Origin of the sequence: Horticoccus luteus (assembly GCF_019464535.1) — a bacterium.
Taxonomy (GTDB): domain Bacteria; phylum Verrucomicrobiota; class Verrucomicrobiia; order Opitutales; family Opitutaceae; genus Horticoccus; species Horticoccus luteus.
This window is the reverse complement of the sequence record NZ_CP080507.1, coordinates 1558619-1570962: the sequence shown is the minus strand read 5'-3', so window position 1 is coordinate 1570962 and position 12344 is coordinate 1558619. Positions and strand designations below refer to the sequence as shown.

The 12344-nt window shown below is 65.0% G+C and carries 24 protein-coding genes; 20 read left to right on the top strand and 4 right to left on the bottom strand.

All coding sequences use genetic code 11. From position 1 onward, the window contains the following. Window positions 1–48: 48 nt before the first annotated feature. From K0B96_RS06550 to K0B96_RS06540, 3 genes are read right to left on the bottom strand one after another with little or no spacing between them, the layout of a single operon-like run. Window positions 49–210 carry a hypothetical protein gene (locus tag K0B96_RS06550; protein WP_220165200.1) on the bottom strand — a complete coding sequence of 54 codons (162 nt, stop codon included), beginning with the start codon at window positions 208–210 and terminating at the stop codon, window positions 49–51. Between the two features lie 14 nt (window positions 211–224). After that, the gene (locus tag K0B96_RS06545; RefSeq protein ID WP_220165198.1) at window positions 225–617 is read right to left on the bottom strand and encodes a hypothetical protein; all 393 of its coding nucleotides are present in this window, start codon (window positions 615–617) and stop codon (window positions 225–227) included. Further along, window positions 614–1018, bottom strand: a complete 405-nt coding sequence (locus K0B96_RS06540; protein WP_220165196.1) for a hypothetical protein — start codon at window positions 1016–1018, stop codon at window positions 614–616. The genes K0B96_RS06545 and K0B96_RS06540 overlap by 4 nt, the downstream gene beginning before the upstream one ends. A gap of 130 nt (window positions 1019–1148) precedes the next feature. Between K0B96_RS06540 and K0B96_RS06535 the strand changes: the two genes are divergently transcribed. Next, window positions 1149–1391 (top strand): hypothetical protein, encoded by a 243-nt coding sequence (locus K0B96_RS06535; protein ID WP_220165194.1) that lies wholly within the window; start codon window positions 1149–1151, stop codon window positions 1389–1391. On the opposite strand, the gene K0B96_RS06530 is transcribed toward K0B96_RS06535, so the two are convergent. Then, window positions 1388–2032, bottom strand: a complete 645-nt coding sequence (locus tag K0B96_RS06530; RefSeq protein WP_220165192.1) for a helix-turn-helix domain-containing protein — start codon at window positions 2030–2032, stop codon at window positions 1388–1390. The genes K0B96_RS06535 and K0B96_RS06530 overlap by 4 nt on opposite strands. 42 nt (window positions 2033–2074) lie before the next feature. Between K0B96_RS06530 and K0B96_RS06525 the strand changes: the two genes are divergently transcribed. The 19 genes from K0B96_RS06525 to K0B96_RS06435 all read left to right on the top strand — a co-directional run bounded on the left by K0B96_RS06525 (window position 2075) and on the right by K0B96_RS06435 (window position 12103). After that, window positions 2075–2266: a hypothetical protein gene (locus tag K0B96_RS06525; protein WP_220165191.1), complete on the top strand. Its 192-nt coding sequence runs from the start codon at window positions 2075–2077 to the stop codon at window positions 2264–2266. Continuing rightward, the gene (locus K0B96_RS06520; protein ID WP_220165190.1) at window positions 2263–2472 is read left to right on the top strand and encodes a hypothetical protein; all 210 of its coding nucleotides are present in this window, start codon (window positions 2263–2265) and stop codon (window positions 2470–2472) included. Before K0B96_RS06525 ends, K0B96_RS06520 begins: the two co-directional genes overlap by 4 nt. An 86-nt stretch (window positions 2473–2558) precedes the next feature. Further along, a complete protein-coding gene (locus K0B96_RS06515; RefSeq protein ID WP_220165189.1) occupies window positions 2559–2879 on the top strand; it encodes a hypothetical protein in 321 nt (106 codons plus the stop codon). Continuing rightward, complete coding sequence (locus K0B96_RS06510; protein ID WP_220165187.1) at window positions 2876–3985, top strand: hypothetical protein; 1110 nt, start codon at window positions 2876–2878, stop codon at window positions 3983–3985. Before K0B96_RS06515 ends, K0B96_RS06510 begins: the two co-directional genes overlap by 4 nt. Before the next feature lie 21 nt (window positions 3986–4006). After that, window positions 4007–6127, top strand: a complete 2121-nt coding sequence (locus K0B96_RS06505; RefSeq protein ID WP_220165185.1) for a hypothetical protein — start codon at window positions 4007–4009, stop codon at window positions 6125–6127. Between the two features lie 73 nt (window positions 6128–6200). Then, window positions 6201–7433 (top strand): ATP-binding protein, encoded by a 1233-nt coding sequence (locus K0B96_RS06500; RefSeq protein ID WP_220165184.1) that lies wholly within the window; start codon window positions 6201–6203, stop codon window positions 7431–7433. Next, complete coding sequence (locus tag K0B96_RS06495) at window positions 7430–7849, top strand: hypothetical protein (RefSeq protein ID WP_220165182.1); 420 nt, start codon at window positions 7430–7432, stop codon at window positions 7847–7849. Before K0B96_RS06500 ends, K0B96_RS06495 begins: the two co-directional genes overlap by 4 nt. Continuing rightward, a complete protein-coding gene (locus tag K0B96_RS06490) occupies window positions 7846–8013 on the top strand; it encodes a hypothetical protein (RefSeq protein WP_220165181.1) in 168 nt (55 codons plus the stop codon). The genes K0B96_RS06495 and K0B96_RS06490 overlap by 4 nt, the downstream gene beginning before the upstream one ends. Then, entirely contained in the window at window positions 8010–8228 is a 219-nt protein-coding gene (locus K0B96_RS06485) for a hypothetical protein (RefSeq protein WP_220165179.1), read from the top strand. Before K0B96_RS06490 ends, K0B96_RS06485 begins: the two co-directional genes overlap by 4 nt. After that, window positions 8221–8751 (top strand): host-nuclease inhibitor Gam family protein, encoded by a 531-nt coding sequence (locus K0B96_RS06480; protein ID WP_220165176.1) that lies wholly within the window; start codon window positions 8221–8223, stop codon window positions 8749–8751. The genes K0B96_RS06485 and K0B96_RS06480 overlap by 8 nt, the downstream gene beginning before the upstream one ends. Further along, on the top strand, window positions 8748–8954 hold the full coding sequence (locus K0B96_RS06475) for a hypothetical protein (RefSeq protein WP_220165174.1): 207 nt from the start codon (window positions 8748–8750) through the stop codon (window positions 8952–8954). Before K0B96_RS06480 ends, K0B96_RS06475 begins: the two co-directional genes overlap by 4 nt. Further along, on the top strand, window positions 8951–9187 hold the full coding sequence (locus K0B96_RS06470) for a hypothetical protein (protein WP_220165172.1): 237 nt from the start codon (window positions 8951–8953) through the stop codon (window positions 9185–9187). The genes K0B96_RS06475 and K0B96_RS06470 overlap by 4 nt, the downstream gene beginning before the upstream one ends. 56 nt (window positions 9188–9243) lie before the next feature. Next, window positions 9244–9678, top strand: coding sequence for a class I SAM-dependent methyltransferase (locus K0B96_RS06465; RefSeq protein ID WP_255558871.1), 435 nt, complete (start codon window positions 9244–9246; stop codon window positions 9676–9678). Continuing rightward, on the top strand, window positions 9675–9998 hold the full coding sequence (locus tag K0B96_RS06460) for a hypothetical protein (protein WP_220165170.1): 324 nt from the start codon (window positions 9675–9677) through the stop codon (window positions 9996–9998). Before K0B96_RS06465 ends, K0B96_RS06460 begins: the two co-directional genes overlap by 4 nt. Continuing rightward, window positions 9995–10273 carry a hypothetical protein gene (locus K0B96_RS06455; RefSeq protein WP_220165168.1) on the top strand — a complete coding sequence of 93 codons (279 nt, stop codon included), beginning with the start codon at window positions 9995–9997 and terminating at the stop codon, window positions 10271–10273. Before K0B96_RS06460 ends, K0B96_RS06455 begins: the two co-directional genes overlap by 4 nt. A gap of 2 nt (window positions 10274–10275) precedes the next feature. Next, window positions 10276–10557 (top strand): hypothetical protein, encoded by a 282-nt coding sequence (locus K0B96_RS06450; protein WP_220165166.1) that lies wholly within the window; start codon window positions 10276–10278, stop codon window positions 10555–10557. After that, the gene (locus K0B96_RS06445) at window positions 10554–11111 is read left to right on the top strand and encodes a hypothetical protein (RefSeq protein ID WP_220165164.1); all 558 of its coding nucleotides are present in this window, start codon (window positions 10554–10556) and stop codon (window positions 11109–11111) included. Before K0B96_RS06450 ends, K0B96_RS06445 begins: the two co-directional genes overlap by 4 nt. Before the next feature lie 3 nt (window positions 11112–11114). Beyond that, entirely contained in the window at window positions 11115–11456 is a 342-nt protein-coding gene (locus tag K0B96_RS06440; protein ID WP_220165162.1) for a hypothetical protein, read from the top strand. Window positions 11457–11458: 2 nt separating this feature from the next. Then, window positions 11459–12103 carry a hypothetical protein gene (locus K0B96_RS06435; RefSeq protein WP_220165160.1) on the top strand — a complete coding sequence of 215 codons (645 nt, stop codon included), beginning with the start codon at window positions 11459–11461 and terminating at the stop codon, window positions 12101–12103. Window positions 12104–12344: the final 241 nt, after the last annotated feature.

The following is a 12344-nucleotide window of genomic DNA, read 5'->3' as shown; positions in this document are numbered from 1 at the left end:
AATACTAAACTACGGTAAGGGTGGGTCAATTGCTGTCCCACGCATCGATTATTTGAGGCATCGGAGATCCCGCTCGCGATCAAACGTCCGCGCCGCTTCCGCCTCGCGATCTTCCGGACCGAGCCCCGCCGCGTCGAGGCACCACACGAGCACTGCCACGCTCGCGATCAATCCCACCACCGCCGCAACAATCCAGCCGAGGGTGTGCATCAGTTGTGTAGATATTACTTCACGGGGGTCCACCAGCCCATCTTCGCCATCTCCGGGTCCTGGTAGCTGACGATCTGATCGTGCACGAAAAAGAATGCGTATCCCTCGAAGCCGGTGTATCCACCGTAGCTGTTCTTCCCATTAATCAGGACTGAGACTTTCCATCCGAACGTCGGCTTGCCCGCTGTGGTGAGCACGGTCTTTTCCGGCGTTCCGACTTTATACTCCGCACTGGCCGGGTCTTTCAGGCGAAGCTCCATAAAGTCGCGGACCTTCGTTTCGACGGCGGACGGCGTGGGCTCCGTCACATTCGCCTCGATCTGCTCGGTGCTGAAGGTGGGCGACGCGCAGCCGGCGAACAGCGCGCACGCGAGGATGAAGGCAAGGAGGCAGGCTTTGGGGATCATAGCTGGATTTCAGTATCGGGTTTCGGTTTCTTGTGGGGAGGAAAGATGCGCAGCGTGTCTTCGCCCCGGTCTGCATCGGCCGCCAGGAGCGATTCCATCAGTTCGCTGAACGACATTTTCCACCGCTTGGCAGCGGCCTTGCCGGCCCGCCGCAAGCTCCCCGGCAGCGAGCACTGCACCGGCTGCCGCTTTAATCGATCTCGCTTCCCCAGATGAGGAGGCAAGCCGAGCGGTGGCCCGTAGAGGTAGTTCTGCAAGAGCAACCGCAGAAGGAGGGACGGTGTCACGCCGAGCTGCTCGGCGCGCGCCTTGGCATATTTGGCAACGGTGGGGAGAAGGTTGATCGAACCCGATACGGCAGCCACCCGGCGAGGGAACGCTCCGCCCAAGGAATCGGCCATGCAGCAAACCTGTCGAAAACCGACAGGAACGGGTGCGGAAGAGAGCGCAAGCAGGATTCATGAGCGGCAGCGATTTTTCCTATTGCACGCCGCTACGAGCCGCCGCGTCACTAGGGGAAACACCCGTCCAGTGGGTAAAGTCGTCTCGTTTCAGCTTTCGCTTGATCTCCCCCAAAAACCCAACGCGGCCCACTACCGGCACCGCTTGGCGCGGGCACGCACGGCTGCGGAGATGCGAGCGATCACCGAGGAGATGATCCGTGATTACGATTTCGAGCTGGAGCGGCTCAATGCGCGGCGTCTTTCCGCATGGGTGTTGACCGAGGAACTCAGGGCGAAGGCCGAGGGAATCGCACGAATGCTTCATGACTAACTGGCGCTCCTTTCCGTATGATCACGCTTGGCCCGGAATGCCCCGCGATCACGCTCCAGATTATCTTCGCTCTGCTCGAGCAACGCGGCGGCGTTGATCAGGACGTTCCGCTCGCTGCCAGCGGGCAGCTTGGCCGCGCGGTCTCGCATCTCTTGAGCGCGCTCCCGAATCTGACTGAGCGCGGCCGGTTGCCCGTGACCGGCCGGCGTAAGATGCAGCCGGATCTGATGGACGATCCAACCTAGCCGCGTGATGTCGTCACCAGCGGCGTTGATTGCACGCTCCAATTCCGCGCGAGCCTCTGTGCGCAGTGAGGCCGGAGTTCCATAGGTGCCTCGATCCTCAGCCGCAACGACAGCGGACGCGTCAGGCGGCTTCCCGACCTCGTCAGCAAATTTTGCGATAAAATCGAAATCCTCCCGCAGCTTCGGCACACCCAGAAATACGAAGCTGACCGAAAGGCCGAGACGGCCCGCCACAGCCTCCCATTGATCCGATCGGGGTCGGCTGCCAGCCTCCCAGCTCTTCGCGGTGGAGGCTGATCCACTGCTCAGCTCGCTGAGGGTCAACCCGCGTGCTTTGCGAATGAACGCGAGGCGCATTCCGAAATCTTCGTAAAAGTTGCGATTTGAATCTTGCATTTGCGGAATGCTCGTAACAAATTTACGACACATTCGCATAACATGCGCAAACCCCACAAGAAAAAAAGCAGCCCGATGGGAAATGAGGTCAAAGCTGGCCTCATCGCGAAGCACGGGACTATCGCCGCGTATATTCGCCAGACCGGCCACAAAGCAGGCACCGTTTATGCCGCGATCAAAGGTCGGCGTAATGGTCCGCTGTCGCGGCTCATCCAAGGGGAGGCGCTTCGGTGACCGCTTCCGAGCAGGAGATGATTCGGCTCGGGCACGTGCAGGATCACCTGCAATGCGTGAACGCTCGCATCCGCACCTATCGAGCAATCGCGAACACCACCAGCAGCGCGGTCGTCGCCGAGCATTTCCACCAGTGCGCCGACGATCTCGCCGCCGCCGAGCAGAAAATCGGGCAACGCGTCATGGGGTTTGCCGACGTCCGCTGAGCGCCATCGCCGCACCTCCATTCCGCACGCCCGCACCTATCAGCTTTTCCACTATCGCGCCCCGCTAAAACCACCCACTCGCCCTGATGCCTGAGCAACTCCAGTTTCCCTTCGCCTCGCTCGACTTTCCCGGTCGCGTCTCGCTCCGGGTGGAGGAGGTCGCGGTGAAACTGGGTATCACGCCGCAGCACGTGATCGACCTCATCGTGGAAGGGAAGATCAACGCCCTCGACGTCCGCGGCCTGGGCTCTTCGCGCGCCACCTATCGCATCCCGATCGAGAGCTATCGGGACTTTGTGGTCCGCGCCGTGACCGACGCGACGGCCCGCCTCCGGCTCATGCGCGATCTGCCGCGCGCCACCCTGATCGAGCTCCAGCGCGAGATCAAAGTCCTCCTCGCCTCATGAAGCCGACGCAATCGCCCCTCGATCTCGCCGCCGCCCGGATCGTCTACGGCAATATCGACGACCTGAAGAACTCGCTCGCGGCCGGCGCCACCGACCTCGCCGTGCTGCGGCGCGCCCGCGAACTGGCGGGCAACCTCCGCGAGGGCACGACGAAGTGCCGCCTCCTGGATGCCGCGATCCGCCAGGCCACGCCGCCCGATCCGCTCTTCCACTGCCCGTATTGCACGCGGGGGAATTTCACGCGGCAGGGGCTGCGGGCGCACCGGTGCGAAGTGCGCGGTGGCAAGCCGCTGAGCATCCCCGCCGTGCATCTCGCGATCAAGCGCGGCACGGCCGCCACCGCCCCTCAACCCTCCGCTCTCAACTCTCAACCCAACATGTCCAGTTCTCCAAAGAAACACGCCCTCACCCTCCTCGCCGCGCCGGACCTCGCCGTGGCCAAAGACGGTGTCGCCAAGCTCCAATCGCTCGCGGTCGCCCAAGTGGCGGCCGTGGGCGAAATGGAGAGCAACGCCGCCAAAGGCGGCATCCTGGCCGGCCTCACGCTGCACCGCGTGAAGGCCTCGCTGCCCCACGGGCATTTCGGCAAGTGGATCGGGCAAATTTCCACCGCGGTGGAAATTTGCCGCACGGTCAAAAAAAGCCAGGCGAACAATTACATGCGCCTGGCGATGGTCTTCCTGGAGAAGACGAAGGCGCAGAAGCCGGAATTGCTCGCGCTGCCGGGCGATCAGACCTCGCTCGATCTGGCCGACAACCACGCCGGGCAGCAGCTCCGGGCCAAGCTGGAGAAGTTCACGGCCGGCCTTTCGCTCAATGAACTGCTGATCAAGCACGGCATCAAGGGCGTCGGCCTCAAGACCGAGCTGGAGACGGCGAAGGAGGATGAGGACGATGCGCCGCAGCCCGGTCAGGCCGAAGACTATTTCACCGAGGTCGCGGAGCGCGTCTACGGCTTCCGCCAACTCGTCACCTCCCGCGAGAACATCGCGCGGCTCACGCCGCAGCAACTGGAAACCCTCCACCAGACGGTGACCGACTCGGTCGCCGAATTCCGCCGCCTCTACGACGAGGCCAAGGGCAAGACATCCGCCCTGCCCGTGTAACCAACACCCAACGACACCGCCATGCCTTCCGCCGATTCTTCCGCTCTTTCGCTGGCCAGCCCGGCCGGGTCGTCGATTCCGGCCGCCGTGGCCGCCATCGTGCCACTCGCCCACCACGAGGAGTTTCACAACAAGACGACGGAGGAGCAGCGGCAGCGCATCGCGGCGTTGATCTCGATGTTCGACGATATCCGCTCGTCGACCGACGGCGTCGTCGCCACGTGCTACCGGCTCGCCTTGGAGCATCCGGGTCGCGGGTTTAGCGCGAGCAACCTGAAGACGCTCTACTACGCCTACACGAAGACACGCGACTGGCGCGTGCTCATCCCGCGGTGGAAGGGGCCGGAGGCGGTGCCCGCGGCATTCGTCGAGTTCTTCCGCCGCCGCGTCGAGCAAAACAAGCGCGAGAACCCGGCGCGGGCGGTCATGATGCAAATCAAGGCGGAGTGGGCGGCCGGTGAAGCCATCGCCGGCTACGGGACGTGGCGCGAATACTTCGCCACGCAATACCCGGAGCGCGACACGCCCGAGCGTTATCCCTTCGGCTTCTTCCCGCGCGGGTGGTCGCAAAGCAACCTCTACACGAAGCAGTCGTCGAAGGCGGAGCGGCGGCTCGCCCGGCGCGGCTTCCACGCGGCTAAGCGTTACCTCCCTCATCTCATCCGCGACACGAGCCAGCTCCGCTTCATGGAGCTGATCACGATCGACGACTTCCGCACGGATATCCTCGTCCAGGCGCGCAACCCGCGCACCGGCCGCTACGAAATCTGCGAGTGCGTGGGCCTGCTCGCGCTCGATGTCGCCACGCGCCGCCGCGTCGGCCTCGGCCTCAAGCCGCGGTTCAAGGATGAGGACGGCAAGAAGATCGCGATCACCCGCGCCGACGTGCAGGGCCTGCTCTTCTCGATCTTCACCGAGTTCGGCCTGCCGCGCGACTACGGCGTGACCATTCTCTGCGAAAACGCCGCCGCCGCGATCACCGACGACGTCGCCGCGATGCTCCAGGCACTCCTCGGCGTGCAGGTCGCGCGCACCGGCCTCCTCGCCGACAAGGTGCTGCCCAACGGCTTCGTGGAGCGCGGCGGCAAGCCCTACGAAAAGGGCTGGATCGAAAGCACGTTCAACATCGCGTGGAATCACGCGGGCGCCTTCGCCGGCCAGATCGGCGCGACCTACGACCTGCGCCCCGGCGACCTGGAGGCGAAGCTCCTCTACGCCGAGAAACTCCTCGCGATCGAGGCACTCACGCCCGAGCAGCAGGCGGAGCTGCACACCGGGTTCTGGATGTTCGACGACGCGCTCACGGCGTATCACCGCGTGTTCGACTATCTGGAGCGGCGCGACCGGCACGGGATGGAAGGCTTCCGCGAGGTCTGCGATTACGCGCTGCCCGATGGCTCCGGCGCCATCACGCTGGCCGCCGCCCAGGCTCTCACGCGCGAGCAGATCACGGCGCTCGTGCCCGTGCCGCGCCGGGAGTCGCCCCTGGAGAAGTTTGCCCGCATCACCGAAGGCGTCGCCTTCGTGAAGCCCGCCGAGCACGTGCTCGCGCTCCTCCTCCTCACGCCCAAGCAGTGCAAGCTGGAGAACCACCGCATCACGTTCACGCACCTCGGCGAGGGCTACACCTTCGCCGACGCCGACTCGAAGGCGATGGCGTTGCCCGAGGGCACGGCGCTGCTCGGCTACTTCGACCCCGCGCAGCCGAACCAACTCTGGGTGACGCTCCCGGACGGCCGCCTCGTCGACAAGGTCCGCCGCCGCGGCGCGGTCGATATCCGCGACCGCGAGGCGATCGCCATCGAGCAGGGCGAGATCACGCGGCTGATCACGAAGTGCGTGCTCGCGCCGGTCCGCGCCCGCCACGGCGAGGCAGACAAGGCTCTCGCCCTGATGATCGCCGAGAACGACGCGAAGCTCGCCGCCTGGGGCGCCACGACCGTCGCGCAGAACGGCGGCAAGCGCGCCGGCATCACCGCCCAGCTCGCTCAGGCGACGCCCGGCGCGCAGCCACAGCACGCCGCGGCCGGCGGCAGCCTCGCCACCGCGATCGCGGCCGACGCGCACCGGCAGGAGACCAGCAACCGCCGTGCAGCGGCCCTGCAGGGCGCCCAGGAACTCGACGCGACGAAGCTCTTTTAACGCAGAGGGCCGCAGCGCGCGAACGCTGCGGCCCGAGCAAAACCGAAACCCAACCAGTAATCAGGAAACGATCATGCCAGCACATCCCGATACCCCCGCGCCCGAGGGCGCACAACCCCAAATCCCCGCACCAATCTCGACGCCAGGCGAGAACGCCCAAGCCGTCGAGCGCGCGCTCGCAAACCAGGGCAACACGGTCCGCGCCTCCTGGCGCTTCTCCTTGGACACGCTCCGGGCGAACATCCAATACATGGAGCCCGAGGCCAAGGAACTCCTCGTCTGGGCGTTCACCTGGTGCATCGACCAGGAGCATTCGATCGACTTCGCGTCGTTCTGCGATCGCGTCGGCTACAACACCAACACGATCTACAAGCTCTACTCCGGGAAATACAAACACCCGGAGACGGGCCGGCTGATGGACGCGCCGGAGAAGCTCGTGAAGGCGATCCGCGCCTTCCGTAAGCTCGAAATCTCCCGCGCGAAGATGGGTGCCAAGCGTTTCTTTCACACCGCCACGGCGAAGCGCGTCTACTGGGCGATCGAGCAGGCGCGGAAGAGCGGCCGGCCCGTGATGATTTTCGGCGGCTCGCAGCTCGGGAAGACCGAGGCCTGCCTCCAGAACACGATCGATTTCAACCACGGGAAGACGATCCTGGTCGAAGTCGAGGCGGTGAACGGCCTGAAGGGTCTCCTCCAGGCGATCGCCGTGAAGCTCGGCATCAGCCCCAACGCCAACACCCCGGAGCTGATCAAGCGCATCAAGGCCGGGCTCACGAGCGACATGGTGCTGATCCTCGACGAGGTGCATCTCCTCGCCAACGTCTATCGCAAGGGCTCGTTCTTCGCGTGCATGGAGCAGATTCGCCGGCTGTGGGACGCGAAGAAATTCGGCCTCGTGCTCACGTTCACGGAGCTGGGTTACGACATGGTCGCGAAGGAGCGCAAGCGCGAGCTGATGCAGATCTTCCGCCGCGGTGTGCTGCGCGTGAACCTCGGCAGCAAGCCGCTCGTCGAAGACGTGCGGGTGATCGTCGAAGGCTACGGCTTCGAGTGGGCCGAGCGGCACGACCAGATCGTCCTCGGCAGCGGCCTCGCCGACACGCCCTGGGCGGCGCTCAAGCAGCTCTGCGAGGAAGAAGGACTCACCGCCATCATGGAGCGCATCCGCATGGCGCACGAGCTGGCCGCCGACGAGCAGCGCGACCAGCCTGCGTGGCGCGATTTCATCGTCGCGCACTTCGCCATCGCGCAGCAAGCCCTCCCGCCGAAGACAGGCTGGGACAAGGCGGAAGGGAGGGCGGCATGAGCACCGAAAATCCCTGCGTCGCGGACTTATTCGCGACACTCCAAAATACCGGCGCCGCGTCGCTGGCCGTCGTCGCACGCGATCGCAATGATGTGCCCCTGCGCGCGTGCCTCGCCGTCGACGGTCGCGAAGAGTCGGCTGAAGTCTACGCGGCCTTCAGCGCGATCACCGATGCGTGGGACGAAACGGACACCGTCGGTTCGTCGACGCTCATCTGGATCGACGCGCGCGTGCGCCTACCCGAACCCCTCCGCGACGTGCTGATCGCCTGCCGCGGGGAACATGAGGCAAGCGAGGGCTTTTGCGTCCGTGGAGCCTGGCAGTTTGCGACGGGCCACCCTGCAAAAGACGTCCACGCCTGGGCCGAACTTCCCCGCGCGCCGCGCCCGTGCGGCGCGAAAGGCGGTGCCGCGTGAAACACTATCCCGCCACGCGCGGTCCCGCGCCGCTCTCGGGCCTTACGCACACAACGCGGCGGCAGGTGGGTGTGCGGCTGCACCACCGTTGCAGCGTGTGGTTCGTGCTCGGCTTTTTCTCCGCTGCGACGCTCGCCGGCTACGTCGCCGGCCTCCTGCCATGACAATCGACGATCTCCGCGCGTTGATCACGCACCACCAGGCCGAAGTCGAATCGTGCGACAGCGCCGCCGTCGTCCTTCTGCGGAACGACCTCATCCCCGGCGCCGAACACATGCGCGCCCGCGCAGCGCAACACACCCTGTGGACCGCGCAGCTCGAAGAGCTCGCCGCCTCGTTCTCTATGTTCACCCCCAACTCACGCCACACCCATGACTAAAAATTCCCGCCTCAAAGCACCATCCCTCTCGTCGCGCATCGAGTTTGATCGCTGCGTCGACGACCTCGCGCGCACCACTGTCGCCCTCCGCAAACTCGAAGCGCGACGTGACGAAAAGATCCAAGCTGTCCGCGCCGAATGGGAACCGGGCGTGCGCGAGGCCGGCGCCCGCGTCGAAGCCCTCACGCTCCTGGTCGAGAAATACGCTGAAGAGCATCGGGACGAACTCTTGCCAGGCAAAGCCAAGAGCGCGGAGACGGCGCTCGCGTTCTTCGGCTTTCGTTTGGGCCAGCCCACGTTGAAGCTGCTCAATCGCTCCTGGACTTGGGAGAAGGTGGTCGAGGTGCTCGATGCGCGGCATCTGCTGACTTTCATCCGCATGCGGCGTGAGCCAGACAAAGACGCGCTCAAGCAGCAACTCGACGCCGAACAGCTGGCCGCCGTGGGTTGTCGTGTCGATCAGGCCGAAACCTTCTTCGTCGAACCGAAGGAGCAGTCGAGCACGGAGGCGAAGGCGTCATGACCCCCTCCCGCATTGAGTATGATCTCGGCAGCAACGTGCACGGCCAACCGGTGCGCCTTGTGCGCGCAGAGACCACCGGCAGAGGCCCGGCATGGACCATTTATCGCGACGCTGCGGATCAGCGCGATGACAGTTCGGAGGTCGGCGGCCTCACAAGCGAACAAATCAAGCGGATGGGCGATGCGGTAAAGCAGCACTCATGAAATCGCTCCCGCCACCCGTCACCGCCGCCTCGCTCATGCCCGAGTGGATCGCGCTCGTGCGCGAGATCGCGCGGCGCGAAGGCCACGCGGTGCGGGCAGGCGCGGGTAACACCATCGAAGTGCAGAGCATCAACACGGGCGTCTTCCATCCGATCGCGATGCCCACGGGCGCGACTGAGTTCACGACCGCCGCCGAGCGCGACTTCGTCCTGGAGAAAATCACGCGGCCATGATGCCCAACCCTATCCCAGACGGGCCTACAGTGCTCGACGCCTGCTGCGGCTCTAAAATGTTTTGGTTCGATAAAGCTGATGGCCGCGCGCTCTTCGTGGACAAGCGCCGCGAGACGTGCGCCGCTGACACGCGCGAGGGACGTCGCGAAATCGTCGTGAACCCTGACGTGCTCGCCGACTTCAAGGCACTTCCGTTCGCGTCCGCGACATTCACACTCGTGGTGTTCGATCCGCCTCACACTTTCGCCGGTCCCAACGGATGGACCGCCAAAAAATACGGGACGCTGAAAGCGGACTGGCGCGAGGAAATCCGCGCCGGCTTCGCAGAGTGCTTCCGGGTCTTGGCCCCGCGCGGAACGCTGATCTTCAAATGGAATGAGCACCGCGTGCCGGTCGCGACCGTGCTCGCTCTCACTCCGGAGAAGCCGCTCTTCGGTCAACGGTGCGGCACGACCGCCCGTACGCACTGGCTCGTGTTCCTAAAGTCATGACGCCGCAGGGGAAAAAATCTCCGGTCTTCACCAATCTCGGCATGCACTTTGTCGACGCCGGTGCGGAGATCGTGCTCGTCCATGTCGATGTCAACGTGCGTGGACTGCTGGCCCTGCATGCGCGGCGGCTGATCAAATCGAAGCGGGCGCTCGCCACGCTGGGCAAAGGCACGATCCGCATGTCGATCGCTTCGGCCGACGACCAGGAAAGGGCCGCGCGCGCCAGGGCGGTTGCTGAAGAGTTCGACGGTCTCCTGCACAAGGTCGCGCAACTGCAGCATGATCTCGCCATCGCGCGGAGGAATGCTTCACCGCAATGACTCCCGGCGAGCGCAAAACCTACTTTGCCGTCAACGGCTGGCACACGGCGACGCCTAACCAGCGTCCCGCGATCGAGCGGATGATGCACATCGCGGACCTGCTGCGCCGCGGGGTGCTGTTCAATTCGACGCGGCTGACCCAGCGCTTCGAGGTAGCCCGTAAAACCGTAGTGCGCGACATGGAATTCATGCGCGACCGCCTGCGCTACGACTTCGAGTTCGATCGTTCCGCGAACACCTACCGCTTGCGCAACGCGCCGCCACCGACCCTCTGATCATGGACGAAACGTCTCCGACAACAAAGCGCTGGGTGATCATCGCCACTGAGTGGGGCGGTGACGCTTTGCACGGCCAGTTTATCCCGCCCGAAAACCGGCCGAGCGTTTTCCAGTCGTCGCGTGAGCAGGCAGAGGCGGAGCTTCTCCGTTTGGAGCAGCGTCACCACAAGGGATTTCAGCTTTTCGAGGCCGTGGCGTTCGCGGAGCGCTTCGGCGGGCCTCAACGGATCACCGATCCCGACGACACTCCCTCCGCCTACGTGGTGGAAATAATCAAATGACCGCCCCCCAGCTCAAAAAATATCGTGTGCACGTCGCTGCCTGGATGAAAGCCCGCGCAGCGCGTGGCCTGCCCGCCGATGACGCCACTCGTTACGAACTGCACCGCCGCACCATCGGGCGCGCGTGCTCGTCGAGAGACTTCACGCAGAAGGAATTTGACGATGTCCTCGGGGCGCTCCTAGCGGAGAGCGCGCCGGGCGATCTCGACGCGCAACTCGGGCAGATCGAGCAGGCGCGCCTCCGGCTCGTGAAATTGACGGCTCGAATGCATTTCCTCAGCCTGCATATCGGCGTCGATGTCGGGCGTGAGTCGAGTTATCTGAGGGGCATTGCCCGCAACCTTTTCGCCAGCGACGAAATCGAGAGACTCACGGACGAGCAGATACCGAAATTGATCGGCGTGCTGGAGCGGCGCTGCCGGCAGATGCACACGCCGGAGCGGGTGAAGGACATCATCAAGCAGTCGTATGACCACGCCGAGAAACAGGCCGCGATCGCCAGCCGTGTGCAATGGGCTGAACGCAAGCCGCCGGAGGGCGACAACCCGTTTTGAGCGATGACCTCCGCGGAGCAGCTCGACCTCACGTTTCGCCCGGCGCAGCCGGAGGCGATCGATGCGAGCGCGCTGGTGGAGTTCCTGCGCGGCAAGGGCTGGATGACGGCGCGCGAGATTTGCGAGGCCACGCGGTGGAATGACCGGCTCGTCCGCGAAATGGCGTCGGCCAGCGATGTGGTGATCAGTTACCCCGGCTCGCCCGGTTACAAGCTCCTGGCCGACTGCACGGCCGAGGAGTATCACCGCTATCGCGTCGCCCGGCGCAGCCAAGCGCGCGACATGCTGGCCAAGGTGATCCGGACCGACCGCATCTATTTCCGGCGCGCTCCGGTGGGGCTGTAGCCATGGATATTCTCGGCCAATATCTCGACGAGCGGGACGACCAGCGCCGCGACCAAGCCGAGGCCGATGAACGTTGGATGTGCGAGCGTGCGGGGATCGATCCTGCCGAGCGCCTGCTCGCGTGGGATCGCTGGCTCGTCAGCACGTTGCAGAAGGCGCTGCAATGGCCGGCCGACCCGGTGCGCCGGTCGAAGCTCGTCCGGCAGTGCGCGGCCGAGATCACCGGCCTCGCGAAGCAACTCCGCGGGCGCGGCTGGCTGCTCGATGGCGATGCCCTCGCGAAGCACGTCCGGGGGATGCTCGCGCCGCTCGCTGCCGCGCAGCGTGCCGGGAAGATCGACGATTTCTGGCCTTATTTCCGGGCGGCGGTCGGCCGCTACGTCGGCGCCCACGCCGAGGAAATCCAAGCTCACGCCCGTCGCACGGGCGCGGACGACGGCGCGCAGTCCTTCGGCGCGGTGCTCGCCGGCCTCGGGATCACGGCCGAGGCGCGCCAGCGCAGACCGTCGCTGACGGAATTGCTGGCCGACAGGGCCGGTGAAGTCGCCCAAGTGAAGCGTGCGAGCCTCCGTGATCGCACGGCCCGTGCAAGGGCGCGGGAGGCCGCTTGCAACGCGGCTGCCGGCCAGGCAGAAATGCCGCTGTGATTCTCAAACCTTCGGGAAAATGGCCGAATCGCGCCGATTCGTTCCAAACCCGCGGCGAGGCGCGCTGATTTTCCGTAACTGCCTGACCTACGTGCTCATTCAGGCTATTTCGCGCTGATTTGCCCGATTCTCATTCCTCACTGGAAACCTCACGGCGCCGGAAAAATTGCGCGCCCGCCGCGCTGACACCACCGCCCGCCGCTTGGGCGTTTTTCGCTTCAGGGCCGTTGCCCTCGCGAAC

Bases quoted from the DNA above. Each gene is read 5' to 3' on its own strand.
- K0B96_RS06550 (WP_220165200.1), bottom strand. From the start codon at position 210: ATGCACACCCTCGGCTGGATTGTTGCGGCGGTGGTGGGATTGATCGCG.
- K0B96_RS06545 (WP_220165198.1), bottom strand. From the start codon at position 617: ATGATCCCCAAAGCCTGCCTCCTTGCCTTCATCCTCGCGTGCGCGCTG.
- K0B96_RS06540 (WP_220165196.1), bottom strand. From the start codon at position 1,018: ATGGCCGATTCCTTGGGCGGAGCGTTCCCTCGCCGGGTGGCTGCCGTA.
- K0B96_RS06530 (WP_220165192.1), bottom strand. From the start codon at position 2,032: ATGCAAGATTCAAATCGCAACTTTTACGAAGATTTCGGAATGCGCCTC.
- K0B96_RS06525 (WP_220165191.1), top strand. From the start codon at position 2,075: ATGCGCAAACCCCACAAGAAAAAAAGCAGCCCGATGGGAAATGAGGTC.
- K0B96_RS06515 (WP_220165189.1), top strand. From the start codon at position 2,559: ATGCCTGAGCAACTCCAGTTTCCCTTCGCCTCGCTCGACTTTCCCGGT.
- K0B96_RS06510 (WP_220165187.1), top strand. From the start codon at position 2,876: ATGAAGCCGACGCAATCGCCCCTCGATCTCGCCGCCGCCCGGATCGTC.
- K0B96_RS06505 (WP_220165185.1), top strand. From the start codon at position 4,007: ATGCCTTCCGCCGATTCTTCCGCTCTTTCGCTGGCCAGCCCGGCCGGG.
- K0B96_RS06500 (WP_220165184.1), top strand. From the start codon at position 6,201: ATGCCAGCACATCCCGATACCCCCGCGCCCGAGGGCGCACAACCCCAA.
- K0B96_RS06495 (WP_220165182.1), top strand. From the start codon at position 7,430: ATGAGCACCGAAAATCCCTGCGTCGCGGACTTATTCGCGACACTCCAA.
- K0B96_RS06485 (WP_220165179.1), top strand. From the start codon at position 8,010: ATGACAATCGACGATCTCCGCGCGTTGATCACGCACCACCAGGCCGAA.
- K0B96_RS06480 (WP_220165176.1), top strand. From the start codon at position 8,221: ATGACTAAAAATTCCCGCCTCAAAGCACCATCCCTCTCGTCGCGCATC.
- K0B96_RS06475 (WP_220165174.1), top strand. From the start codon at position 8,748: ATGACCCCCTCCCGCATTGAGTATGATCTCGGCAGCAACGTGCACGGC.
- K0B96_RS06470 (WP_220165172.1), top strand. From the start codon at position 8,951: ATGAAATCGCTCCCGCCACCCGTCACCGCCGCCTCGCTCATGCCCGAG.
- K0B96_RS06465 (WP_255558871.1), top strand. From the start codon at position 9,244: ATGTTTTGGTTCGATAAAGCTGATGGCCGCGCGCTCTTCGTGGACAAG.
- K0B96_RS06460 (WP_220165170.1), top strand. From the start codon at position 9,675: ATGACGCCGCAGGGGAAAAAATCTCCGGTCTTCACCAATCTCGGCATG.
- K0B96_RS06455 (WP_220165168.1), top strand. From the start codon at position 9,995: ATGACTCCCGGCGAGCGCAAAACCTACTTTGCCGTCAACGGCTGGCAC.
- K0B96_RS06450 (WP_220165166.1), top strand. From the start codon at position 10,276: ATGGACGAAACGTCTCCGACAACAAAGCGCTGGGTGATCATCGCCACT.
- K0B96_RS06445 (WP_220165164.1), top strand. From the start codon at position 10,554: ATGACCGCCCCCCAGCTCAAAAAATATCGTGTGCACGTCGCTGCCTGG.
- K0B96_RS06440 (WP_220165162.1), top strand. From the start codon at position 11,115: ATGACCTCCGCGGAGCAGCTCGACCTCACGTTTCGCCCGGCGCAGCCG.
- K0B96_RS06435 (WP_220165160.1), top strand. From the start codon at position 11,459: ATGGATATTCTCGGCCAATATCTCGACGAGCGGGACGACCAGCGCCGC.